Source organism: Microbacterium sp. TWP3-1-2b2 (genome assembly GCF_049896145.1).
Taxonomy (GTDB): domain Bacteria; phylum Actinomycetota; class Actinomycetes; order Actinomycetales; family Microbacteriaceae; genus Microbacterium.
Genome location: NZ_JAFCTS010000001.1, coordinates 1,395,503 through 1,416,890, shown reverse-complemented (window position 1 = coordinate 1,416,890; position 21,388 = coordinate 1,395,503). Strand labels below are relative to the sequence as shown.

23 protein-coding genes are annotated in these 21,388 nt (G+C 67.1%); 12 read left to right on the top strand and 11 right to left on the bottom strand.

Going from position 1 to position 21,388, the window contains the following annotated elements; all coding sequences use genetic code 11:
- Positions 1–139 precede the first annotated feature (139 nt).
- Complete coding sequence (locus ACP7AR_RS07045; protein ID WP_426184121.1) at positions 140–1,435, top strand: citrate synthase; 1,296 nt, start codon at positions 140–142, stop codon at positions 1,433–1,435.
- A gap of 84 nt (positions 1,436–1,519) precedes the next feature.
- On the opposite strand, the gene ACP7AR_RS07040 is transcribed toward ACP7AR_RS07045, so the two are convergent.
- Both ACP7AR_RS07040 and dapD read right to left on the bottom strand, forming a co-directional pair.
- Entirely contained in the window at positions 1,520–2,953 is a 1,434-nt protein-coding gene (locus tag ACP7AR_RS07040) for a DEAD/DEAH box helicase (RefSeq protein WP_426184119.1), read from the bottom strand.
- Positions 2,954–3,193: 240 nt separating this feature from the next.
- Positions 3,194–4,147 (bottom strand): 2,3,4,5-tetrahydropyridine-2,6-dicarboxylate N-succinyltransferase, encoded by a 954-nt coding sequence (dapD, locus tag ACP7AR_RS07035; protein ID WP_426184117.1) that lies wholly within the window; start codon positions 4,145–4,147, stop codon positions 3,194–3,196.
- Positions 4,148–4,205: 58 nt separating this feature from the next.
- Here dapD and dapE point away from each other — a divergent pair, with 58 nt between their 5' ends.
- From dapE to ACP7AR_RS07020, 3 genes are all read left to right on the top strand, one after another.
- Positions 4,206–5,279: a succinyl-diaminopimelate desuccinylase gene (dapE, locus tag ACP7AR_RS07030; RefSeq protein WP_426187672.1), complete on the top strand. Its 1,074-nt coding sequence runs from the start codon at positions 4,206–4,208 to the stop codon at positions 5,277–5,279.
- Entirely contained in the window at positions 5,261–6,478 is a 1,218-nt protein-coding gene (locus tag ACP7AR_RS07025; protein ID WP_426184115.1) for a hypothetical protein, read from the top strand. The genes dapE and ACP7AR_RS07025 overlap by 19 nt, the downstream gene beginning before the upstream one ends.
- Positions 6,479–6,571: 93 nt before the next feature.
- Positions 6,572–6,739 (top strand): DUF3117 domain-containing protein, encoded by a 168-nt coding sequence (locus ACP7AR_RS07020; protein WP_084595462.1) that lies wholly within the window; start codon positions 6,572–6,574, stop codon positions 6,737–6,739.
- Positions 6,740–6,806: 67 nt separating this feature from the next.
- Here the strand turns inward: ACP7AR_RS07020 and ACP7AR_RS07015 are convergent, their stop codons facing one another.
- Positions 6,807–7,442 (bottom strand): O-methyltransferase, encoded by a 636-nt coding sequence (locus ACP7AR_RS07015; protein ID WP_426184113.1) that lies wholly within the window; start codon positions 7,440–7,442, stop codon positions 6,807–6,809.
- 86 nt (positions 7,443–7,528) lie between these two features.
- Here ACP7AR_RS07015 and ACP7AR_RS07010 point away from each other — a divergent pair, with 86 nt between their 5' ends.
- On the top strand, positions 7,529–7,945 hold the full coding sequence (locus ACP7AR_RS07010) for a Sec-independent protein translocase TatB (RefSeq protein ID WP_426184111.1): 417 nt from the start codon (positions 7,529–7,531) through the stop codon (positions 7,943–7,945).
- Position 7,946: 1 nt separating this feature from the next.
- On the opposite strand, the gene ACP7AR_RS07005 is transcribed toward ACP7AR_RS07010, so the two are convergent.
- From ACP7AR_RS07005 to ACP7AR_RS06990, 4 genes are read right to left on the bottom strand one after another with little or no spacing between them, the layout of a single operon-like run.
- A complete protein-coding gene (locus ACP7AR_RS07005; protein ID WP_426184109.1) occupies positions 7,947–8,450 on the bottom strand; it encodes a YcxB family protein in 504 nt (167 codons plus the stop codon).
- A gap of 31 nt (positions 8,451–8,481) precedes the next feature.
- On the bottom strand, positions 8,482–9,621 hold the full coding sequence (locus ACP7AR_RS07000; protein ID WP_426184107.1) for an Mrp/NBP35 family ATP-binding protein: 1,140 nt from the start codon (positions 9,619–9,621) through the stop codon (positions 8,482–8,484).
- The gene (locus ACP7AR_RS06995; protein ID WP_426184105.1) at positions 9,618–10,178 is read right to left on the bottom strand and encodes a DUF1003 domain-containing protein; all 561 of its coding nucleotides are present in this window, start codon (positions 10,176–10,178) and stop codon (positions 9,618–9,620) included. Before ACP7AR_RS06995 ends, ACP7AR_RS07000 begins: the two co-directional genes overlap by 4 nt.
- Positions 10,178–11,440: a magnesium transporter MgtE N-terminal domain-containing protein gene (locus ACP7AR_RS06990; protein ID WP_426184103.1), complete on the bottom strand. Its 1,263-nt coding sequence runs from the start codon at positions 11,438–11,440 to the stop codon at positions 10,178–10,180. The genes ACP7AR_RS06995 and ACP7AR_RS06990 overlap by 1 nt, the downstream gene beginning before the upstream one ends.
- A gap of 67 nt (positions 11,441–11,507) precedes the next feature.
- Between ACP7AR_RS06990 and ACP7AR_RS06985 the strand changes: the two genes are divergently transcribed.
- The 4 genes from ACP7AR_RS06985 to ACP7AR_RS06970 are packed head-to-tail and all read left to right on the top strand — an operon-like array spanning position 11,508 to position 14,355.
- Entirely contained in the window at positions 11,508–12,284 is a 777-nt protein-coding gene (locus ACP7AR_RS06985; RefSeq protein WP_426184101.1) for a general stress protein, read from the top strand.
- Between the two features lie 37 nt (positions 12,285–12,321).
- Positions 12,322–13,029, top strand: a complete 708-nt coding sequence (locus ACP7AR_RS06980; protein WP_426184099.1) for a DUF4870 domain-containing protein — start codon at positions 12,322–12,324, stop codon at positions 13,027–13,029.
- Positions 13,026–13,670: an alpha/beta family hydrolase gene (locus ACP7AR_RS06975; RefSeq protein WP_426184097.1), complete on the top strand. Its 645-nt coding sequence runs from the start codon at positions 13,026–13,028 to the stop codon at positions 13,668–13,670. Before ACP7AR_RS06980 ends, ACP7AR_RS06975 begins: the two co-directional genes overlap by 4 nt.
- Before the next feature lie 19 nt (positions 13,671–13,689).
- On the top strand, positions 13,690–14,355 hold the full coding sequence (locus ACP7AR_RS06970; protein ID WP_426184095.1) for an SDR family oxidoreductase: 666 nt from the start codon (positions 13,690–13,692) through the stop codon (positions 14,353–14,355).
- Here the strand turns inward: ACP7AR_RS06970 and ACP7AR_RS06965 are convergent.
- Positions 14,349–14,960, bottom strand: coding sequence for a YdcF family protein (locus tag ACP7AR_RS06965; RefSeq protein ID WP_426184094.1), 612 nt, complete (start codon positions 14,958–14,960; stop codon positions 14,349–14,351). The genes ACP7AR_RS06970 and ACP7AR_RS06965 overlap by 7 nt on opposite strands.
- Positions 14,960–16,357, bottom strand: a complete 1,398-nt coding sequence (locus ACP7AR_RS06960) for an aminopeptidase P family protein (RefSeq protein ID WP_426184092.1) — start codon at positions 16,355–16,357, stop codon at positions 14,960–14,962. The genes ACP7AR_RS06965 and ACP7AR_RS06960 overlap by 1 nt, the downstream gene beginning before the upstream one ends.
- Positions 16,358–16,393: 36 nt before the next feature.
- Here ACP7AR_RS06960 and ACP7AR_RS06955 point away from each other — a divergent pair, with 36 nt between their 5' ends.
- Positions 16,394–16,783: a DUF3054 domain-containing protein gene (locus tag ACP7AR_RS06955; protein ID WP_426184090.1), complete on the top strand. Its 390-nt coding sequence runs from the start codon at positions 16,394–16,396 to the stop codon at positions 16,781–16,783.
- 98 nt (positions 16,784–16,881) lie between these two features.
- Here the strand turns inward: ACP7AR_RS06955 and ACP7AR_RS06950 are convergent, their stop codons facing one another.
- The gene (locus ACP7AR_RS06950) at positions 16,882–17,898 is read right to left on the bottom strand and encodes an endonuclease/exonuclease/phosphatase family protein (protein WP_426184088.1); all 1,017 of its coding nucleotides are present in this window, start codon (positions 17,896–17,898) and stop codon (positions 16,882–16,884) included.
- A gap of 111 nt (positions 17,899–18,009) precedes the next feature.
- Here ACP7AR_RS06950 and ACP7AR_RS06945 point away from each other — a divergent pair, with 111 nt between their 5' ends.
- The gene (locus ACP7AR_RS06945; RefSeq protein ID WP_426184086.1) at positions 18,010–18,900 is read left to right on the top strand and encodes a PHP domain-containing protein; all 891 of its coding nucleotides are present in this window, start codon (positions 18,010–18,012) and stop codon (positions 18,898–18,900) included.
- A gap of 62 nt (positions 18,901–18,962) precedes the next feature.
- On the opposite strand, the gene ACP7AR_RS06940 is transcribed toward ACP7AR_RS06945, so the two are convergent.
- Positions 18,963–20,477 carry a DEAD/DEAH box helicase gene (locus ACP7AR_RS06940; RefSeq protein WP_426184084.1) on the bottom strand — a complete coding sequence of 505 codons (1,515 nt, stop codon included), beginning with the start codon at positions 20,475–20,477 and terminating at the stop codon, positions 18,963–18,965.
- A 185-nt stretch (positions 20,478–20,662) separates the two neighbouring features.
- Between ACP7AR_RS06940 and ACP7AR_RS06935 the strand changes: the two genes are divergently transcribed.
- Complete coding sequence (locus tag ACP7AR_RS06935; RefSeq protein WP_426184082.1) at positions 20,663–21,373, top strand: ferritin-like fold-containing protein; 711 nt, start codon at positions 20,663–20,665, stop codon at positions 21,371–21,373.
- Positions 21,374–21,388: the final 15 nt, after the last annotated feature.

Sequence of the window (21,388 nt, the reverse complement as noted above, 5' to 3'; positions counted from 1 at the left end):
GGCGGATGTCACAGTAGGCCGATCCGGCGACTAGGCTGTAAAGGCGATTCGGTCGAGATCCGACCAGGCGCTCAGCGCCATGCATCGCCCTCGACGAATCAGACCGACAGGTCGAGCAAAGACGTACAAGGAGGACCGCGTGAGTGCAGCGGGAGATCAGCAGGCGAAGGCGACTCTCACGATCGGTGGAACCACAGCGGAATTCCCAGTACTTCGTGGCACGGCGGGCAACGACAGCATCGACTTCTCGACGCTGACCAAGCAGACCGGATACACCGGCCTCGATTACGGCTTCGTGAACACGGCATCCACCAAGTCGGAGATCACGTTCATCGACGGCGACCAGGGCATCCTGCGGTACCGCGGATACCCGATCGAGCAGATCGCGAAGAACTGCAGCTACCTCGAGGTCGCCTGGCTGCTCATCTACGGTGAGCTTCCGACGGCTGATGAGCTGGCGAACTTCGACGATCGCATTCGTCGTCACACACTCCTGCACGAGGATCTGAAGCACTTCTTCTCGGCGCTGCCGCACACGGCGCACCCGATGTCAGTGCTCTCGTCGGCTGTCGCCGCCCTCTCGACGTACTACGAAGGCCAGACCGACCCGAACAACCCCGAGCACGTCGAGCTGAACATGGTGCGCATGCTCGCCAAGCTTCCCGTGATTGCGGCCTACGCGCACAAGAAGAGTGTCGGGCAGGCCTTCCTCTACCCGGACAACTCGCTCAGCTTCGTCGACAACTTCCTCAAGCTGAACTTCGGCGTGAACTCCGAGCCCTACGAGATCAATCCGGTGATGTCCAAGGCTCTTGAGCTGCTGCTGATCCTGCACGAGGACCACGAGCAGAACGCGTCCACCTCGACTGTCCGCCTGGTCGGCTCGACCGGGGCGAACCAGTTCGCGTCGATCTCCGCCGGCATCCAGGCGCTCTCCGGCCCGCTGCACGGCGGTGCGAACGAGGCTGTTCTCACGATGCTCGGTCAGATCCGTGATTCGGGTCAGAGCGTCTCCCGGTTCGTGGAGAGCGTGAAGAACAAAGAAGACGGCGTGAAGCTCATGGGCTTCGGGCACCGGGTCTACAAGAACTACGATCCGCGAGCCAAGCTCGTCAAAGAGGCTGCCGACGAGGTACTCCGTGAGCTCGGCGTCACCGACCCGCTGCTCGATGTCGCCAAAGAGCTGGAAGAGCTCGCCCTCGCGGACGACTACTTCAAGGAGCGGCGCCTGTACCCGAACGTCGACTTCTACACCGGCGTGATCTACAAGGCCATGGGCTTCCCGACGCGGATGTTCACGGTGCTGTTCGCGATCGGCCGCCTGCCGGGCTGGCTCGCCCAGTGGCGCGAACTGAACCTCGACACGCAGACCAAGATCGGCCGCCCGCAGCAGTTGTACACCGGGTCCCCGGAGCGTCAGTTCCCGACTCGCTGAGCCGGATGCGAGAAAGGCCCCGAATCCTCTGCGGAGGAGTTCGGGGCCTTCTGCGTATGCGGTGCGGCAGGTGTGCGGCCGGACTCAGCGGCCCTGGAACCCGCCGCCCTGGGCGCGGCGCGAACCGCGCGTGTCGACGCGCTGGCCGACCTGCAGTCCACGGGAGCGCTGACCCTGCTGTGCATCGGCGCGCTGACCCTGAGCTGCGGACTGTCCCTGGCCGCCCTGGCCCTGCGGGCGACGACGACGACGCGCCGGTGAACCGGAGGCGGGGCCGCCGCTCGGCTGCGCCTGGCGGGGCTTCTTCGACTGCTGCTGCACCGGCTGCGGGGGAGCAGGACGCACATGCGCCGCGCGCTCTCCGACCAGTTCGGTCACGATGCCCGCATTGACGTCTTCGAGTGCTGCGTTGATCTGCGCCTTGCGCAGAAGGTCCTTCACGTCGCGACGCTGTTCGGGCAGCACGACGGTGACGACGGTGCCTGCGGCGCCGGCGCGTGCGGTGCGACCGGAGCGGTGCAGGTACGCCTTGTGCTCCATGGGCGGGTCGACGTGGACGACAAGGTCGACGTTGTCAACGTGCACACCGCGGGCGGCGACGTCAGTGGCGACGAGCACGCGCACGCCACCGTCTGCCGGGTCGGCCGAGAACGCGCTGAGGTTGCGCTCACGAGCGTTCTGCGACAGGTTTCCGTGCAGATCGACAGCCGGGATGCCGGCTGCGGTGAGCTGCTTCGCGAGCTTCTTCGCCTGGTGCTTGGTGCGGGTGAAGAGGATGCGACGGCCGGTACCGGACGCGAGATCGCGGACGAGGCCGGTCTTGTGCTCGGTGGAGGTCGTGACCAGCACGCGGTGGGTCATCTCGCCGACGGGCACGCTGGCCTCATCGACCTCGTGGCTGATCGGGTTCAACAGGAAGCGGCGGGCGAGCGAATCGATGCCGCGGTCGAGTGTCGCGCTGAATAGAAGCCGCTGGCCGCCGGCAGGCGTCGCGGTGAGGATGCGGGTGACACCGGGCAGGAAGCCGAGGTCGGCCATGTGGTCGGCCTCATCGAGCACGGCGACCTCGACGGAGTCCAGGTTGACGACCTTCTGCTTCATGAGGTCTTCGAGGCGCCCGGGGCACGCGACGACGATGTCGACGCCGCTGCGCAGCGCCTGTTCCTGCGGGCGCTGGCTCACGCCGCCAAACACGGTGGTGACGCGCAGGCCGACGGACGCGGCGAGCGGTGCGACGACTGCAGCGATCTGAGTCGCGAGTTCGCGGGTCGGGGCAAGGATGAGGCCGCGGGGGTGGCCAGGACGGCTCTTGCGACCAGAGTCCGTCAGACGTGCGACGAGCGGGATGGCGAAAGCGATGGTCTTGCCGCTGCCGGTGCGGCCGCGACCGAGGAGGTCGCGTCCGGCGAGCGAGTCGGGGAGCGTGTCGCGCTGAATCGCGAACGCCTCGGTCTTGCCTTCGGCAGCAAGGACCGATGCGAGGGGCGCGGGCACGCCGAGTTCAAGGAAGGTAGGCATAGAAGTACTCCGTGAGCGCGCGTCAGCGCGCTTGATTCGTGTGGTGGGCGACCGCGCACAGGAAGTGCGCAGAGGTTCGCCGTTCGAAACGCCAACTGGTGGAGGAGCTGTTGAGCTCGCTACGGTCTGGGTAGACCCCGTGACGACGACGCAGTTGTCTCAAATCGATCTGGACAACTGTTCAACCCTACCAGGGGTTGCATGTCTCAAGCTGAACGCACCCACGTCGGGCGCGTCGGATCAGGCGTGCAGTGCCTCATTCAGGGTCACGCCCACTCCGGCGCGCTGCTTCGCCTCGATGGCGCCGGTGACCGAGTTGCGCCAGAACAGCAGCCCGTCCTTGCCGGAGAGCTCAGACGCCTTCACTATCCGCTTGCCGCCGTCGGCCGTGTTCGGCCCATCGACCAGGACCACCTTGGATCCGGCCGTCAGATAGACGCCGGCTTCGAGGATGCAGTCGTCGCCGAGGGCGATGCCGAGGCCCGCGTTCGCGCCGAGAAGGGTGCGTTCGCCGATCGAGACGCGCACGGTGCCGCCTCCCGAGAGTGTGCCCATGATCGATGCGCCGCCGCCGATGTCGCTGCCCTCGCCGACCACGACGCCCTGGGAGATGCGCCCTTCCACCATGGATGCGCCCAGAGTGCCGGCGTTGAAGTTCACGAAGCCCTCGTGCATCACGGTGGTTCCGGGGGAGAGGTGTGCTCCGAGGCGCACGCGGGACGCATCAGCGATCCGGACTCCTGCCGGCTGGACGTAGTCGGTCAGGCGCGGGAACTTGTCCAGGCCCTGCACCTGGATGCTGTGGCGCTGCAGCAGCGGACGCAGCCGCGCCGCATCGGCAGGGAGCATCGGTCCTGCGGTGGTCCATGCGACGTTCGGCAGATGCGCGAAGATGCCGTCCAGGTTCAGGTCGTTCGGGCGCACGACGAGGTGCGACAGAGCGTGGAGGCGGAGGTACGCATCCGCAGTGGAGGTCGGAGCAGCATCCAGATCGATCTGCAGCTGGACGAGTTCGATGCGCACGTTCCGCCTGTCATCGGCGTCGGCCAGCGCTCCCCAGGTCGCGGCGGCGGCTGCGGCCTCCGCGGCATCGATCTCACCGGTGGAGACCTCGGGGAACCAGGCATCCAGAACCGTGCCGTCTCCCGCGATCGTGGACAGGCCGACACCCCATACCGTGCGCTCGTTGCTCATGGCATCAACGCTACCGAACTTCCGAAAGCAGATCGGCGCGAAGACTACGCTGGAGGACATGCTGCTCGATCTGACCGCGTCCTCCGTAGATCTCACCCGTGCAATCTGCGACATCCCGAGCGTGTCCGGCGACGAGGTGACTCTCGCCGATGTGATCGAAGCATCCATCGCACCTCTCGAACACCTCGAGGTGATCAGGCACGGCAACACGATCGTCGCCCGCACGAACCTCGGACGCAGTCAGCGTGTCGTGATCGCAGGGCACATCGACACAGTGCCGATCAACGACAACCTGCCGACGCGCGACGTCGACATCGACGGCGAGCGACACCTCTGGGGCCGGGGCACTGTGGACATGAAGGGCGGCGTCGCCGTCCAGCTCAAGCTCGCCGCGGAGCTCACCGCTCCCGTGGTCGACATCACCTGGATGTGGTACGACAACGAGGAGGTCGCGGCGTCCCTCAACGGGCTGAACCTGCTCGCCGCCGATCGTCCCGATCTCTTCACAGCCGATTTCGCGATCCTCGGTGAACCGTCCAACGGCCAGGTCGAGGGCGGGTGCAACGGCACCCTCCGCGCGATCGTGAGGACTCGTGGCGTCCGCGCACACAGCGCGCGAGCGTGGATCGGAGAGAACGCGATCCACCGCGTCGCCCCCATCCTCTCTCGACTCTCCGAGTATCGCGCCAAGGAGGTCGCCGTGGAAGGCCTCGCCTATCGTGAGAGCCTCAGTGCCGTTCGCATCGCCGGCGGCGTCGCGGGCAATGTGATCCCCGACCTCTGCGAGGTGGAGATCAACTACCGGTTCGCGCCGAACAAGACCTCGGCGGATGCGGAGGCGCACGTGCGCGGGGTGCTCGAGGGCTTCGAGGTGGAGATCACCGATGCTGCAGACGGCGCGAGGCCCGGTCTTGATGCGCCGATCGCGCAGCAGTTCGTCGCCGCAATCGGCGCTGAACCTCGCCCGAAGTACGGCTGGACTGACGTCGCGCGGTTCTCAGCTCTCGGCATCCCCGCCGTCAACTACGGACCTGGCGATCCCCACCTCGCCCACCACGACGAGGAGCGGGTGCCGCTCGCGCAGATCGACGCGGTGGAGCACGGGCTGCGGGCGTGGCTCACCGCGCCCTGATCATCGCCGCGCGACGGTGGGCGCGAATCCCGATCGTCGCGCGGATCGCGGTGATCTACGTCCTCGGCCGACTCGTCACCACCGGGTTCCTGGCTCTGGCGGCAGAACTCTCCGGCGCAGGCTCGCGCTTCGGCGCTGACGCCACTGTCGGCAGCTTCATTCTCGGCTGGGACGCGCAGTGGTACTGGCTGGTCGCGTGGGAAGGGTACCCCTCGGTGCTCCCGCTGACGGAATCCGGTCAGGTCGCCGAGAATGCCTGGGCGTTCATGCCGATCTACGCATACGCGGCGCAGGTGATCGGCATTCCGTTCGGGTCATGGGGGGCTGGCGCGTTGCTGATCTCTCTCGTCGCCGGTTTCTTCGCGTGCACGATGCTCTACAAGCTGCTGCATGTGCGCATCGGAAACTCGGCAGCGCTGTGGGCGGTGACGTTCTTCGCGTGGGGGCCGCTGGCGGCGCTGTTCCAGGTCGGCTACGCCGAGGTGCTCTTCGTGCTGCTGCTGATGATCGCCCTCGACCTCGTCGCACGACGCCGTTTTGTCTGGCTCTATCCCGTCATCGCACTCATGGCGTTCACCCGGCCGGGCGTTCTCGCCTTCGCGCTGTATCTCGGGCTCTACGGCATCTTCAGATGGGTGCGGCGACGTACCGATCCGCTGCCCGCACGTGAGGTCGCCCACATCATCGCTCTCGGCGCACTGGCGACCGTGACCGGTTTCGCGTGGCAGGCGATCGCAGGCATAGCGACGGGGGACCCCGGCGCGTACCTCGCGACCGAGCTCAGCTGGCGTCGCAACTGGGGGATCGACGGCGGAGGGTTCATACCGTTCGACGGCTGGTGGCAGGCCGCGCAGTTCTGGTTCGCCCAGTGGGGGATGCCGGGATGGTGGGGGTTGGTCGCACTTCTTCTGCTCGTGAGCGGAGGCACCGCCGCACTGCTGCTCGCGCCCCAGGTGCGCAAGGTGGGAGTCGACATCCGACTGTGGAGTGCGAGCTACCTGCTCTATCTGCTCGCGGTCTTCTTCCCCCAGTCGAGCACGTTCCGGCTGCTGATGCCTCTCACTCCGCTGTGGGGTGCCGTCGCTGTGCCGAGGTCGAGGCTCTACCGCATCGGTGTGCTGACGTGCTGCCTTCTCGGTCAGTGGGCGTGGATCTATCACATGTACGCGCTCGGGAACACGTACTGGCAGGTGCCGTGACCTGGCGTTCATGACGTATTCTTCCGCGGTGCGCACCGAGGCGGAAGCATACCGATAAACTTGATGCATACCACCGAGGGAAAAGGAGCCACGATGGCAGCGATGAAGCCGAGGACCGGAGACGGACCCATGGAGGCCGTGAAGGAGGGACGACTCATCATCGTGCGCGTTCCCCTCGAAGGTGGCGGCCGTCTGGTCGTCTCCGTGAACGATGCCGAAGCGAAGGAGCTTCACGACGTGCTGGCCGGCGTTGTGAGCTGACTTACGTTTTCACTTCGAAGGGGCGGCGGATCATCGATCCGCCGCCCCTTCGTCATGTGTCAGGTCGTCAGTCCCTATGGATGCTGACGAGCTGCAGCAGCCCTTCGCCGGCCGTGGAGATCGCCGCGAGTACAGCGGGCGACTCCTGAGTCTCCTGCACGAGGGATCGGTAGGCACTGGTGACCGCGTCACGCTGTACGGGGTCGGCGGCCTTGCCACCGGCCAGCACCCGCGGCACGAGCACGATACCGCCGGTGCGGGCGAGCCGCAGTCCGTGTTCGACGTACTCGATGACGTTCTCCGCATCGGCATCGACCAGGACGATGTCGTATGAGGCCTCGTTCATCCGCGGCAGGACATCGGCCGCGCGACCGGTGATGAACCGTGCCTTGGTGGGCGCGATCTTGGCCTCGTTGAAGCTGCGGCGTGCAGCGGCGAGGTGCTCCGGCTCGTTGTCGATCGAGGTGAGCACGGCCTGCGGGGCACCGCGCAGCAGCCAGAGTCCGGAAACGCCTGCGCCGGTGCCGATCTCGACGATGGAACGGGCGTTGGACGCTGCAGCGAGCACGGCCAGCTGCGCGCCGACGGCTGGACTGACCGGCGCCGCGCCCAGCTCGATCGCGTGGGTTCGTGCGCGCGCGATGGGCGCGGGCTCGATGATGGCCTCGCGGATGTAGCGTGCGTTCGCGTCGTTCTCGCTCATGACCTTGCTCCCATGGATTGCTGCTTCCCTCAGAGTATTCGCATGCCGTGTCAGACCGAGGCAGGCGCGGCGGGTAGCCTGTGTACATGGATTTCGGGCTCACCTTCGAGAAGCTGCTGCTCATCGGTGTGATCGCAGCGGTCATCATCGGTCCTGAGCGCCTGCCGAAGGCCGCCGAGACGTTCGCGGGGTTCGTCCGTAAGGCGGGCGAGTACCTGCGCGACACCAAGAGCAGAATGCGCGATGAGATCGGCCCCGAGATCGACGACGTCGACTGGCGCAAGCTCGATCCGCGTCAGTACGACCCCCGCAGGATCATCCGCGACGCTCTGATGGACGATGCGCCGACGGCGAGCACGACCGCTTCTGCCGCCGCGACGGGCGGCACTGCGGCCGCGGCCCCCAGCGCAGCGGCCCCCGTACTGGACCCACCACGCTCGCCGCTGGTGCGCCCGGAGTTCACGAGCACCACGCCGCCGCCGTTCGACCTCGAAGCGACCTGACTCAGATCTTCTGCTTGAGCAGGGCGATGTCCGCATCGCTCAGCAGCGCGCGCGGGACAGCCGTGACGATCGATGCGCCGCGAAGCTGCAGGATCGCCGCATGGCGCCCGACACGGACGGCACGGAACGTGGAGTAGGCCATATCGGAGACGCCGTTCTTCGCGAACAGCTTGATCGTCTCGTCACCGAGGCTCACGCCCACCGAGGAACCGGACGGCATCGCCGTCGTGATGGCCCGCCGCACCTGGGCACGCGTGAACACGATCGACGCGACGGCGAACGCCGCGATCGCCACGAGCGTCCAGGTCAGCGTCGTCGCCTGCTCTTCGTCCACTCCGCTGACGATCGAGAGCACGATCGCGTTGAGCACGAACGCGGCGAGCAGCGCCGTGTACGCGACGAGCGCGAGTGGGCGGGTCAACGAGTAGATCGTCGCGTCGCCGGTCATGCCACGGAGGAGCTCCGGGTCGACGAGCATCGAGCGGGGAGCGGAGTCGCTGGTCACCTCACGAGTCTTTCACGACAGCGACGTCTCTTCACGGGAGCGACATGGGCAGCGACCTGCCCGCGAGTCCGCGGCCCTGATGGGCGAGTGCGTCGGCCAGCGCTCGGATGGCCCGCGCTGCGGCATCCTCCGGCTCGCCGAGAACGACGGGCAAGCCGCTGTCGCCACCTGTGCGCAGCGCAGGACTGAGCGGAATCGAGGCGAGCAGAGGCACATCGACACCCGCCTCTGCCCCAGCTGAGGCCTGCGAGAGAGCGGCCGCGACCTCCGCGCCTCCACCCGATCCGAACAGGTCGACGACAGTGCCGTCGGGAAGGGTGAAAGCGGCCATGTTCTCGATCACGCCGATCACGCGCTGACCGGTCTGCCTCGCGACGAGACCGCTGCGGATCGCGACGTCGGAGGCCGCTGCCTGCGGTGTCGTGACGACGAGGACTTCTGCGTGGGGGAGGATCTGGCCGATCGAGATCGCGATGTCGCCCGTCCCCGGCGGCATGTCGATGAGCAGCACGTCGAGATCGCCGAAGAACACGTCGGTGAGGAATTGCTGCACGGTGCGATGCAGCATCGGCCCCCGCCAGGCCACGACAGCCTCTCCGTCTCGTAGGAACATACCTATCGATATCGTCTTCACGCCGTGCGCGACCGGTGGCAGCATCAGATCATCGATGCGGGTCGGCTGGGTTCCTGCCGGGATGCCGAGCAGCCCAGGGATCGAGAACCCGTGAACGTCGGCGTCGACCAGACCGACAGCGAGGCCCTGTTCTGCCATCGCGACCGCGAGATTCGCGGTGACGGTCGATTTGCCGACGCCGCCCTTGCCGCTGGAGACGAGGATGACGCGGGTCAGCGACTCCGGGCCGAACGGCATCTGCCGCGCCGGGCGGCCGTCACGCAGCTTCTCCGTGAGCGCCTTGCGCTCGGTCGGCGTCATCACTCCGAGATCGACGGTCACCTCTGAGATGCCGGCGACGGATGCCGCGGCGCGCCGCACGTCGCTCTCTATGCGGTCTGAGGCCGGGCATCCGACGATCGTCAGTGCGATGCCGACGTTCGCGTGCTCGCCGACGACGGTGATCTCGCGCAACATGTCGAGGTCGCCGATCGGGCGGCGCAGTTCAGGATCCGATACGGCGCCGACGGCCTGACGCACACGGTCTTCGAGGGTCATGTCCGCGGCCTGGACGGCCCGGTCGCGTCAGCGCCGTTCCCGCCATCTCGGGTCTCGTCGTCGTGGCGCTCTTCGTCGAGATCGGCCAGCATCGACTTGAGCTCCTGCCGCAGCACGTCGCGCGTCACGGCCTGCGCGTTGCGCTCTTCCAGGGCCATGCGCAGCGCGACGATCTCGCGGGCGAGGTACTCCGTGTCGGCGAGGTTGCGCTCGGCGCGCTGACGGTCCTGCTCGATCTGAACCCTGTCACGGTCGTCCTGTCGGTTCTGCGCGAGCAGGATCAGGGGCGCGGCATACGACGCCTGCAACGAGAGCATGAGCGTGAGGGCAGTGAATCCGAGCGCGGCCGCATCGAATCTCAGGTGGTCGGGGGCCAGCGTGTTCCAGAGGATCCAGGCGACGCAGAACAGCGTGAGCATCAGCAGGAACGCGGGGGTTCCCATCGCCCGGGCGACCCACTCGGTGAACCGACCGAATCGATCGCGAGACGTGGGGCGCTGTCGCGTCGATCCACGTCCGAGCGGGGCATCGAGCGCGGATCGGTCGGCCTTTGCCATCATCGCGCACCTCCCTCAGGTACGGCATCGGCATCCTGGGTACGCCAGTCGTCGGGCAGCAGGTAGTCGAGCACGTCATCGATGCTCACCACCCCGACGAGGCGACTCGCGGCGTCCACGACGGGCAGCGATACGAGGTCGTAACTGGCCAGCAGGCGGGCCGTGTCGATGGCGGACGCCGTCACCGAGATCGGCTCCATCGTCTCATCGACGATCGCACCGAGACGCTCGTGCGGCGGGTAGCGCAGCATCCGCTGGAAGTGCACGACCCCCAGCAGCCGACCGGTCGGAGTCTCGAACGGCGGGAGGGTGACGAACACCGCCGCGGCCAGCGCCGGGTGCAGCTCATGTCGGCGGATCAGGGCGAGTGCCTCGGCAACCGTCGCGTCCGCTGACAGGATGATGGGCTCGGTCGTCATCAGACCGCCGGCGGTGTCGGGGCCATAACGCAGCAGCGTGCGTACGTCTTCGGCTTCTTCCGGCTCCATGAGTCCGAGCAGCTGCTCAAGGCGCGTCTTCGGGAGCTGCGCAAGGAGGTCGGCGGCGTCGTCCGGCTCCATCTGATCGAGGATGTCGGCGGCGCGCTCGTCACCGAGACCATCGAGGATGTGCACCTGCTCGTCCTCTGGCATCTCTTCGAGCGCATCGGCGAGACGGTCGTCCGAGAGCTCGCCGGCGACCTCGATCATGCGCTGCTGCGGCAGATCGAGCAGGGTCGTCGCCAGGTCGGCGGCGTGCAGTTCCGAATACGACGCGACGAGCTGCTCAGCGGATTGCGACTCTCCAGGAGCGCGCTTCTCGGCGACTTCGTTCCACGCCGCGAACGTCGTCGGCCCCTTGGCGAACGGCGAGGCGCTGGTCTTCGGCTTGCGGAGGAAAAGCTGGCTGACGCTCCATTCGCCCAAGCGGTTCGGCTCGATGGCGACATCTTCGATGACCGCTTTGCCGCTGCCGTCGGTGAACTCGACGCGGCGACCGAGAAGCTCGGCGAGCACCCGCACCTCGCCGGGTCGCGGTTGGAAGCGACGCACGTTGATGAGACCGGTGGTGAGAACCTGCCCTGAGCGGATCGACGTGACCCTTCCGATGGACATGAACACGTGTCGCCGGCCCGGAATCTCGACCACGAGGCCGATCACGCGAGGAGAGCCGGTACTTCGGTAGACGATGACGACATCTCGGACCTTGCCGAGCCGGTCGCCCACGGGGTCGAAGACGGCGCACCCGGCCAGGCGCGCGACGAAAACCCGTTGAGTGCTCACGCTTCCAGAGTAGTCTCCGGCCCGCTGATCGCGGGCTTGTGAGGGCCTCGCGTGGAACAATGGGCAGATGAGCATGTTTAGCCGTCCAGCCGCCGGTACAGCCGTGGGGGAGCCCGTCGCGTCCGTCCGCGACTACGAGGCCGCCCAGAAGACGGTGTCGAAGCTGATCTCCGGTGAGGTTCCTGCACGGGACATCGCGATCGTCGGGCAGGGCGTGCGCACGATCGAGCGGATCACCGGCAGGCTCGGATACGCCGCGGCCGCCCGCTCCGGTGCAGTGAACGGCGTGCTCATCGGGCTTCTGCTGTCGGCGATCCTGGTGATCGGCAACCCCGACGCGCCCATCCAGCTCTTCGTCGGCTTCGTGTTCATCGGTGTAGCGCTCGGGATGATCATGAGTCTCATCACCTACGCGATCGTGCGTCGTCGCCGCGATTTCGCGAGCGTCACCCAGCTCGCGGCAGATCATTATGAAGTGACGGTGCTGCCCGCATCACTGGCGAAGGCGCGCGAAGTCGTCGGCGATCAGCGCACGACCGTCGTCCGTCCTCCGACGAACCTCGATGAGCCACCCAGGTACGGTGAGCGCGTCGCACCGGGGTCGGATGCGACCGCGCCTGGCGACGAGTCAGAGGGCGAGCGCATCGGCGAGCACGTGATTCCTCCTCGTCCGGCGGACCCCTCGCCCGTCGCGTCATCGTCAGCTGATTCCGCGCCGCGGTACGGCGAGCGGGTGGATGCTTCGGCTCCAGCCGACTCCGTGCAGGAAGCACCGCAGACGGAGCACGCAGAAACGGAACCCGCGGACGGCGAGACCGACGAGAACAGGGACGACAAGGCCTGAGCGTCGTCGCGGCATCGGCCGCAGGGAGGGAGCAGACATGAGCACACCTGACGCACCGAACACCGATCCGCAGCAGCGGGCTGATGCGCCTACGCCGGATCAGCCCGCATACGGAGCGCCCGTGCCGCCGCCGTATGGCGCCCCCTACGGTGCTCCTGCCCAGCCGCCCTACGCGGTTCCGCCGCTGCCGGCGTACGCAGCGCCCCCAGCGCAAGGTGTTCCAGCACAGCCTCCGCATGGCGCTCCGGCGCAGCCGTATCCGGTCGCCCCGCAGTACGGCCCGCCCGCCGCTCCCCAGCACGGTGCTCCGCAGTACGGTGCTCCTGGGGCCTATGGTTATCCGCCCCCCAAGCCCTCGACGGGCACGCTCTCGTGGGCTCTCGGCTTCCTGATCTTCATCAGCATCCCGTTCCTGAGCGGGATCGTGTCCGGAGTGGTGATGGCATCCGTCTATGGCTCCGTCTCTCGCAAGGGCGAGATCGCGCGGCAGAACGCGCGTTCGGCGGCGAACTGGGCGCTGACATATCTGACGGTGTCGATCGCGCTGCTGCTCGTCCACATCATCGTGCTCGTCACGTTCGCCGGCAACGACGGCATGACGGGGTTCTTCCCGCTCGGCATCCCGATCACGCTGTACTTCGCTGTGTCGATCCTTCACGTGGTGCTGGTCATCATCGGCACGGTGAAAGCGTCCAGCGGCAAGGTCCTGCGGGTGCCGTTCGCCATCCCTTACATCCGGTCGTGAACTTCGACGTCGAGCTGCCGAACGGCACCGCGACCGTCTCGGCGCAGTGGGTCGAAGCAGCGGGCGGAACAGTCGTCGTCGCACATGGCGCAGGTGCAGGGATGGAGCATCCCTTCCTGACCGGGTTCACTGATGCGTTGAATTCGTCCGGTTTCTCGACGTTGCGCTTCAACTTCCCCTATCGAGAGCAGGGCAGGCGGATGCCGGGGCCTGCCGCGCATGCGATCGCGACGTGGCGGGCGGCGGTGACCCATGCGCGCTCGCTCGTTCCCGGCACCGCTGTGTGGGCAGCAGGCAAGTCGTACGGCGGGCGGATGGCGTCGATGGCGGTCGCTGAGGGAATGAGTGTGGATGGGCTGATCTACCTCGGATATCCGCTGCATCCGCCTGGAAGGCCCGAGAAGCCGCGCAGTGAGCACCTGCCGTCGATCGCGGTCCCTCAGTTGTTCATCGAGGGTTCGAACGATCCGTTCATCCAGCCGCTGTCGCAGTTCGAGCAGGTCGTCGACACGTGCGCCGACGCTCGTGTGCATTGGATCGACGGCGGCGGGCATTCGTTCGAGGTGAAGGGCAACAAGCGCGCGCCCGAGGTCGTGGGCGCGTCGCTGGCCCCGGTGGTCGTGGAGTTCGCCACGGTCTGAGGTCTCGTAGCATGGCGTGATGTCCCTTGTGCTCGTCACCGGCGCCGCTCGTGCCAACAGCATCGCCTCAGGAATCATCCCGCGCCTGGTCTCCGATGGGTGGGAGGTGGCGACGAGCGATCTTTCCGTCGCCGACTTCCCGTGCGACCTCTCCACCCACGCAGGGCCGGAACAACTGATCGACGATGTCACCCGCGATCGCGGCCCGATCAGCGCGCTCGTGCTCAGCCATGCCCACGATGTGAACTCCGGCATCCTGGACACGACAGCCGAGAGCTTCGATGCTCACGTCGCGGTGAACGCGCGTGCGAGCCTGCTGCTCATCGCGGCGTTCGCGCGGCAGATTCCCGCCGGCGGCGGCGCGGTGGTCGCGCTCACGAGTGATCACACCACGGGCAACCTTCCCTATGGCGCGTCGAAAGGGGCGCTGGACCGCATCGTGATCTCGGCGGCACGCGAACTCGGGCCGCTCGGAATCTCGGCGAACGTCCTGAATCCCGGTCCGATCGACACCGGATGGATGGAGGAGGGGTTCGAGGCTGAGCTGATACCTGCACATCCGCTCGGACGCATCGGCACCCCGCACGACATCGCGGCTGTCGTGTCGTTTCTGCTCTCGGACGAGGGTCGTTGGGTGTCCGGCCAGCTTCTGCACGCCGACGGCGGGTTCTCTGCGCGCTACTGAGGTTGTGCGATCCGTGATGTCCAGCGGTACAGCACAGCCCGCAGCGTCGCGGCGATCTTGACCGGCACGATCTCGCCGAACCGGTGCTCGTCGCCCCTGACCAGCCGCTCCGCCAGATCAGGGCGCTGAATCCACAGGTACTCGCGCGCCACTTCCGCATGCGGTGAGTTGGAGATGATCTTGATCCTGTCGGCGTGCTCGATGAGTGGAAGCGAGTTCTCGATGTTCTGCCAGGTCGAGCGGCTGTCTGGCTCCAGCACGATGCGGCCACGGAATCCCAGCGACTCGCGAGCATAGGTCTCCATCAGCGCAGCCTCCGGCTCAACACCCGCAACCGAGCCGCCACTCAGGACGAGAACGCTGTCTCTGGTTCGCGACAACGACCGGATGCCGGCACGCACACGGTAGCGATTGATCATGTTCGCCCTCGAGCCGCGGTTGCGGAAGCCGAGCACCACGACGGCCTCGGCTCCGCCCGCATCCGTCTGCGTACCCAGCATCCTGTAGCTCGATCGCCAGTGCGCGACTTCCGCCCACACCGCGAGCACCAGGTACACCGCGGCACCCGCACGGAGCAGTCGAGACAGCGTCCAGCGGGGAGGCATCAGCCCTTCTGCACCCGCGCGATCCACGCCTCGACATCATCCGCTGTGCGCGGGATGTCCGCCGAAAGGTTCACCGCACCATCCTCGGTCAGGAGGATGTCGTCCTCGATGCGCACACCGATGCCGCGCAGTTCCTCCGGCACAGTGAGGTCGTCGATCTGGAAGTACAGTCCGGGTTCGATCGTGAAGACCATCCCCGCCTCGAGCACACCGTCGTAGTACATCTCGCGACGTGCCTGCGCACAGTCGTGCACATCGATCCCGAGATGATGCGAGGTGCCGTGCACCATGTAGCGACGGTGCTGGCCACCGGTATCCGCATCGAGCGCCTCCTCTGCGCTGACCGGCAGAACGCCCCATTCCGCGACGCGCGTCGCGATGACCTTCATCGCGGCCTCGTGCACTTCGCGGAACTTCACGCCGGGACGGGCCACCGCGAACGCCGCGTCCGCAGCGTCGAGCACCGTCTCGTAGACCTTCCGCTGCACGTCGCTGAAGCGTCCGTTCACCGGCAGCGTGCGTGTGATGTCGGCGGTGTAGAGGCTGTCGGCTTCGACCCCGGCATCCACGAGGATCAGGTCACCAGGGACGACGGCACCGTCGTTGCGTGTCCAGTGCAGGTAGCAGGCGTGCGGTCCGGATGCCGAGATCGTGTCGTATCCCTCCCCGTTGCCGTCCTCGCGTGCGCGACGATGGAACACGCCCTCGACCACCCGCTCGCCGCGAGCATGCTTCGCGGCCTCGGGCAGTGCGTGGATGATGTCGTCGAACCCGCGGGCGGTGATGTCCACCGCCAGGCGCATCTCGGCGATCTCGTACTCGTCCTTCACGAGACGCAGCTCGGAGACGACGCGGTCGAGGTCGGCGTCGCCCAGAGCGATGTCGTCTTCGCCTGCTTCGAAAGCGGCGAGATGGTCGGTCGCGACAGCCAGATCGGCGGCGACGCCGGCCAGCGACGGTCGAGGGCCGATCCAGAACTCGCCGACCGTGGCATCGGCATAGAACTCGGTGGTGGTGCGATCCGCGCGCTCACGGAAGTACAGGGTGACATCGTGCCCGGCATCCGTCGGTTCGAAGACGAGCACGGAATCCGGCTCGGCGTCAGCGGCCCACCCGGTGAGGTGCGCGAACGCCGAATGCGCACGGAACGGGTAGTCGGTGTCGTTGCTGCGCTGCTTGAGCGATCCGGCCTCGATCACGAGGCGCTTGCCAGGGAACGATTCGGAGACCTTCGCGCGCCGCGCGGCCGCATACGCCGCTTGCGGGCGGGCGGCAGGCATCGACTCGGTTCGCTCGGCCCAGCCGGTGGAGATCGTGTCGAGGAATCCACGGGGGAAGGGCTGCTTGCGGTTCGTGACGGGGGTCTCGGCGATCGTGTCGCTCTCTCCGGTGCTCATTCACCCAGTCTCTCACTCCGACCTAGGCTGGGGAACATGACTGACACCCGCATCCCCGTCGCCCTCGTCGTCATCATCGACGTGATCCTGGTGTCGGTGTTCTGCACGATCGGTCGACTCAGTCATGCCGAGGGAGTGCTGAGCGACATTCCCGGGCTCCTCAACACGACGTGGCCGTTCCTGGTCGCGCTCCTCGTCGCACACGCCGTGATGCTGATCCGCCGCACTCCCGCCGATCGGATGCTGCCTGGCGCGGTCATCTGGGCTGTCACCGTCGTGGTCGGCTTGTCGCTTCGCGCGCTGAGCGGGCAGGGCACCGCACTCGCGTTCATGATCGTCGCGACGCTGACGCTCGCGCTCTTCCTGATCGGATGGCGCGCGGTGGTGGCGCTTGCACGTCGGATGCGGCGACGGCGGGCCGCATAACTCCGGAGATTCTCGGCGGATCCGGTTCGATCGACTCCGCCGCGGGCGGTTTCAGGACGTTTCTCCGGGGTTGCGCGGGCGAACGAGAGTCGCCGGCGTCAGCCGGTCGGCTCGAGCTGCACGACGAGCGCGCGGTGGTCACTGCCCGCCGCATCCAGCACGAGCGACCCCGTCGGATCCCAGTTCTGGCTGGCCATCACGTGGTCGATCGGCGCGCCGAGCAACTCGGGGAACGACTCCGGCCATGTACCGGTGAAGCCGGTTCCGGTGCGGATGGCTGCGTCACGGCAGTAGCCCATGTCGCCGCCGTTCACTCCGAGCGAGGCCATGTGGTCGATCGTCGCGTTGAAGTCACCGGCGAGGATGAAATCGCCCGCGGGGCACTGATCGGCGATCCACTGCAGGTCGGACTGCCAGCGCTGCATCGCCTCCACGCGCGGCGCGACCGCGTGCACGGCGACGATCGTCGGCCCGGAACCGTTCACCGGCATCACGACGGCGCTCGGCACGGAGCTCGTGTTGCTCGTGCCGTCGGTCGAGGATCCGATCACCGAATAGTCGCCCAGTTCAGGAGAGATGAGGATCGTGGTCTCCCACGCCTGTGGTCCATTGGCGACATCACCGAACTGCACGTGGTGCACCCACATCGGATGCCCCTGCTCGCGCAGCATGACCGCGATGCGCTCACCGACCGATTCGGCGGTCTCCGGCAGGGTGACGACGTCGACCTCCTGCGACAGGATCGCGTCGGCGATGGTCTCCGCGGAGACGGCCTCACCTGCGGTGTTCCAGGTGAGCACCCGAACGCTGTCTTCGGTCTTCTGCGGAAGCTCGCCGGTGCCGAAGCCCCGAAGGACGCCGATCCCGCCGGTCGCCGCTGCTCCCAGCAGGGCGACGATGAGGATCGAGGCGGCGAATCCCCGCAGGGGCCTGGCGAACAGCAGGAGCAGGGAGATCACTGCGATCGCGAGGAGGCCGGCCAGAACCGCGCCGCGGACGGCGACGAGCTGCGCGAACGGGAAGGTCTGTTCGAGATGGAAGAACTGCGGCCACAGCATGATCGCCGTCGCGATCGCGAACAGCACCGTCAGCAGGATCCCCAGGAGTCGAAACATCTCTTCGAGCCTATGACCGCACGCTGTGAAACGTCTGGTTCGCACGCCCGCGCGTCGCACCTGTTCGCCGCGGCACCGGCCCGCACCATGGCGCCGCGATACGCTCAGAGGATGACGGATGACTCGGTGCAGGGCACCGGTGCGCACAGGTTCTCTGGACCCAACGACCTGCACCTGCACTCCAACCACTCGGACGGCACCGAGTCCCCTGCAGAGGTGGTCCGACAGGCTCACGGTCACGGCGTCCGCACCCTCGCCCTCACGGACCATGACCGCAGCACCGGGTGGAACGAGGCGGCCGAGGCATCGGCATCCCTCGGCATGACCTTCCTCCCTGGCATGGAGCTGTCGGCGAAGTACGAGTGGCGCAGTGTGCACGTCCTCGGATATCTGTTCGACCCGGATGACAGTGCTCTGCGGGCCGAGACCGATCGGATCCGGGACGACCGCATCGGCCGGGCCGAGCGCATCGTGCGCAACATCGGCCGCGACTACGACCTCGTGTGGGATGACGTGGTCGCGCAGACCGTCGGCGATGCCACTGTCGGACGCCCGCACATCGCGGATGCTCTCGTCGCACGCGGCATCGTCCGCGATCGCAGCGCGGCGTTCGACGGCATCCTGCATCCTCGGGAGGGGTATTACGAGCCGCACTACGCCCCCGATCCACTCAGCGCAGTGAACCTGATCACCGGCGCAGGGGGAGTGGCCGTGATCGCGCACCCGGTGACCACCGGGCGTGATCGGATGATGCCGATCCCCTTCATCGAGCGACTCGTCGATGCGGGTCTCGGCGGCTTCGAGATCGATCACCGTGAGAACACCGAACAGGGTAAGAAGATCCTGCGGAAACTGGCCGCGAAGCACGATCTCATCGTGACCGGCTCCAGCGACTACCACGGTGCGGGCAAGCCGAACCTGCCGGGTGAGAACACCACCTCCGACGCGATGGTCGCTCGCATCATCGAACGCGCGACCGGATCCGACCCGAGCTACGCCTGACGTACTGACCGGAGACGACTGTGGGGCGGATGCCGCAGCATCCGCCCCACAGTCGAAAGAACTTACGCGCCTGCCGGCGCGGCGCCACCCGAGCGGCGACGGCGACGCCGACGCTGCGGAGCGGACTTGCCGTCGTGGTGCTCGCCGCCCTTGCCGTCGTGCGTGCCCGCGCCTTCGGCGTCGCGGTCCACTGCGGGAGCGGCATCCGATGATGAAGCGGTGCCCGACGCGGCGCCCTCGGCGAACGTCGAACCCACCTTGTCGTCCGAACCGCCGCGGCGGCGACGGCGGCGACGTGTCGAGCCCTCTCCAGAGCCCTGCTCCGCGGCGACATCCGCCGCACGCTCTGGACGCGGCGCGCGCTGAGTCTTGACCGACTGCGTCTTGGGGGCCGTCGTCAGGCGACCCTTGGTGCCCTCGGGGATGTTCAGATCCTCGAACAGGTGCGGGCTCGACGAGTACGTCTCGACCGGCTCGGGCTGACCGAATTCGAGAGCGCGGTTGATGAGGGCCCACTTGTGCAGGTCCTCCCAGTCCACGAACGTGACTGCGATACCCGTCTTGCCCGCGCGGCCGGTGCGGCCCGCGCGGTGCAGGTACGTCTTGTCCTCGTCAGGGATCGTGTGGTTGATCACGTGCGTGACGTCGTCGACGTCGATGCCTCGCGCGGCGACGTCGGTGGCGACGAGCACGTCGCGCTTGCCCGCCTTGAACGCCGCCATCGAACGCTCGCGCTGCTCCTGGCCCATGTCGCCGTGCACGCCGCCGACGTTGAAGCCGCGGTCGCCGAGTTCGTCGACCAGGCGCTGCGCGGCGCGCTTGGTGCGGGTGAAGATCACGGTCTTGCCGCGGCCTTCGGCCTGGAGGATACGGGCGATCACCTCGTCCTTGTCGAGCGAGTGCGCGCGGTACACCAGGTGCTTGATGTTCGCCTGCGTCAGCCCCTCATCAGGGTCGTTGGCGCGGATGTGGATCGGGTTCGACATGAACCGACGGGCCAGTGCAACGATCGGCCCAGGCATGGTCGCCGAGAACAGCTGCGTGTGCCGGACTGCGGGAACCTTCTGGAAGATCTTCTCGATGTCGGCGAGGAAGCCGAGGTCGAGCATCTTGTCTGCCTCATCGAGCACGACCTCGGTCGCGTTCGACAGATCGAGCAGACGCTGGCCGGCGAGGTCGATCAGGCGGCCCGGCGTGCCGACGACGATCTGGGCGCCCGCCTTCAGCTGGTCGATCTGCCCCTCGTACGCCTTGCCGCCGTAGATCGCGACGACGCTCGTGGACCGATTGCTGGTGAGCAGGTCGATGTCCTCGTACACCTGCACCGCCAGCTCGCGCGTCGGGACGACGATGAGCGCCTTGACGCCGGGTTCCGGGTTCTTGCCCAGGCGCTGGACGACGGGGACACCGAAACCGAAGGTCTTGCCCGTGCCCGTCTTCGCCTGGCCGATGATGTCCTGGCCGGGAAGGCCGAGGGGGATGGTCTGCTCCTGAATCGGGAAGGCATCGACGATGCCCTTGGCTGCGATTGCGTCCACGATGTCCTGATCGACACCGAGATCAGCGAAAGTTGTCACTTGTTATGTTGCCTGTCCGGCGGGCCTTCGGGAAGGAAGAGAGCGCCACGTAACGGATCCACGCCGTCTCTTGTGCCACAGGCGCGGGGCCCTGCTCCAATGGCAGGACCCCTTCAGCCTACCCGAGCAGAGCGAAACGGCCGGAAGACCCGTGTTCCGGGCGGCGGCGCGGGTAGTCTGAATCCGTGGTGAAGTGGTTCTGGCAACGTGATGCCCCCAGGCGCACGCTCACACTCCGCACTCGTGGAGATGTCGGCGGAGCGATGCGGGTCGACTTCGCCGAGCTCGCCCCAGAGCTGAACCGGTTCCTCGGCCAGGCCGCTTATCTGCAGCTCGGATACTTCGAGACGCTGACCCGGCTGATCAGGGCGACTCCAGAGCTCGAAGAGAAGGCCGCGATCACACGGGCGGCCGGCGCCGCCCTCAGCAAGCACCGCGGCATCGTCGATGTCATCCGCGGGCTGGGAGAGGACTCGACGGAGCTGATGCTGCCGTTCCGCGAGCATCTCGACGCCTTCCGTCGCAAGACGATCGGCGTTCGACCGCGCGAGACTCTGCTGGCTGTCTACATCACGGCCGGAATGCTGGACGACTTCTATCTCGCACTGGCCTCGAGCTACGGCGAGACGGGACGCCGCATCGCGGACATCCTCCGAGAAGACGACGACACCGGAGAGATCGTCGAGATCCTCAAGCGCACCATCGAGTCCGACGACGAGTGGCGTTCGCTGCTGTCGATGTGGGCGCGCAGGCTCGTCGGCGACACCGTTCTCGTGGCCCGTCAAGCACTTCGGCCGGAGCGGCTGGCTGAAGACGAGGACCGCGTGGAACCCGTCTACACCGAACTCATGGGTGCGCACGCGCGTCGCATGGACGCGATGGGCCTCGCCGCCTAGACCCCGCAGCGATGA

What these genes read in the sequence shown, in the direction of transcription:
- ACP7AR_RS06960 (WP_426184092.1), bottom strand. Translation starts at nt 16,357, where the DNA reads ATGAGCACCGGAGAGAGCGACACGATCGCCGAGACCCCCGTCACGAAC.
- ACP7AR_RS06965 (WP_426184094.1), bottom strand. Translation starts at nt 14,960, where the DNA reads ATGCCTCCCCGCTGGACGCTGTCTCGACTGCTCCGTGCGGGTGCCGCG.
- ACP7AR_RS07010 (WP_426184111.1), top strand. Translation starts at nt 7,529, where the DNA reads ATGGATTTCGGGCTCACCTTCGAGAAGCTGCTGCTCATCGGTGTGATC.
- ACP7AR_RS06980 (WP_426184099.1), top strand. Translation starts at nt 12,322, where the DNA reads ATGAGCACACCTGACGCACCGAACACCGATCCGCAGCAGCGGGCTGAT.
- ACP7AR_RS06950 (WP_426184088.1), bottom strand. Translation starts at nt 17,898, where the DNA reads ATGTTTCGACTCCTGGGGATCCTGCTGACGGTGCTGTTCGCGATCGCG.
- ACP7AR_RS07020 (WP_084595462.1), top strand. Translation starts at nt 6,572, where the DNA reads ATGGCAGCGATGAAGCCGAGGACCGGAGACGGACCCATGGAGGCCGTG.
- ACP7AR_RS07000 (WP_426184107.1), bottom strand. Translation starts at nt 9,621, where the DNA reads ATGACCCTCGAAGACCGTGTGCGTCAGGCCGTCGGCGCCGTATCGGAT.
- dapD (WP_426184117.1), bottom strand. Translation starts at nt 4,147, where the DNA reads ATGAGCAACGAGCGCACGGTATGGGGTGTCGGCCTGTCCACGATCGCG.
- ACP7AR_RS06945 (WP_426184086.1), top strand. Translation starts at nt 18,010, where the DNA reads ATGACGGATGACTCGGTGCAGGGCACCGGTGCGCACAGGTTCTCTGGA.
- ACP7AR_RS07015 (WP_426184113.1), bottom strand. Translation starts at nt 7,442, where the DNA reads ATGAGCGAGAACGACGCGAACGCACGCTACATCCGCGAGGCCATCATC.
- ACP7AR_RS06995 (WP_426184105.1), bottom strand. Translation starts at nt 10,178, where the DNA reads ATGGCAAAGGCCGACCGATCCGCGCTCGATGCCCCGCTCGGACGTGGA.
- ACP7AR_RS06955 (WP_426184090.1), top strand. Translation starts at nt 16,394, where the DNA reads ATGACTGACACCCGCATCCCCGTCGCCCTCGTCGTCATCATCGACGTG.
- ACP7AR_RS07040 (WP_426184119.1), bottom strand. Translation starts at nt 2,953, where the DNA reads ATGCCTACCTTCCTTGAACTCGGCGTGCCCGCGCCCCTCGCATCGGTC.
- ACP7AR_RS06985 (WP_426184101.1), top strand. Translation starts at nt 11,508, where the DNA reads ATGAGCATGTTTAGCCGTCCAGCCGCCGGTACAGCCGTGGGGGAGCCC.
- ACP7AR_RS06970 (WP_426184095.1), top strand. Translation starts at nt 13,690, where the DNA reads ATGTCCCTTGTGCTCGTCACCGGCGCCGCTCGTGCCAACAGCATCGCC.
- dapE (WP_426187672.1), top strand. Translation starts at nt 4,206, where the DNA reads ATGCTGCTCGATCTGACCGCGTCCTCCGTAGATCTCACCCGTGCAATC.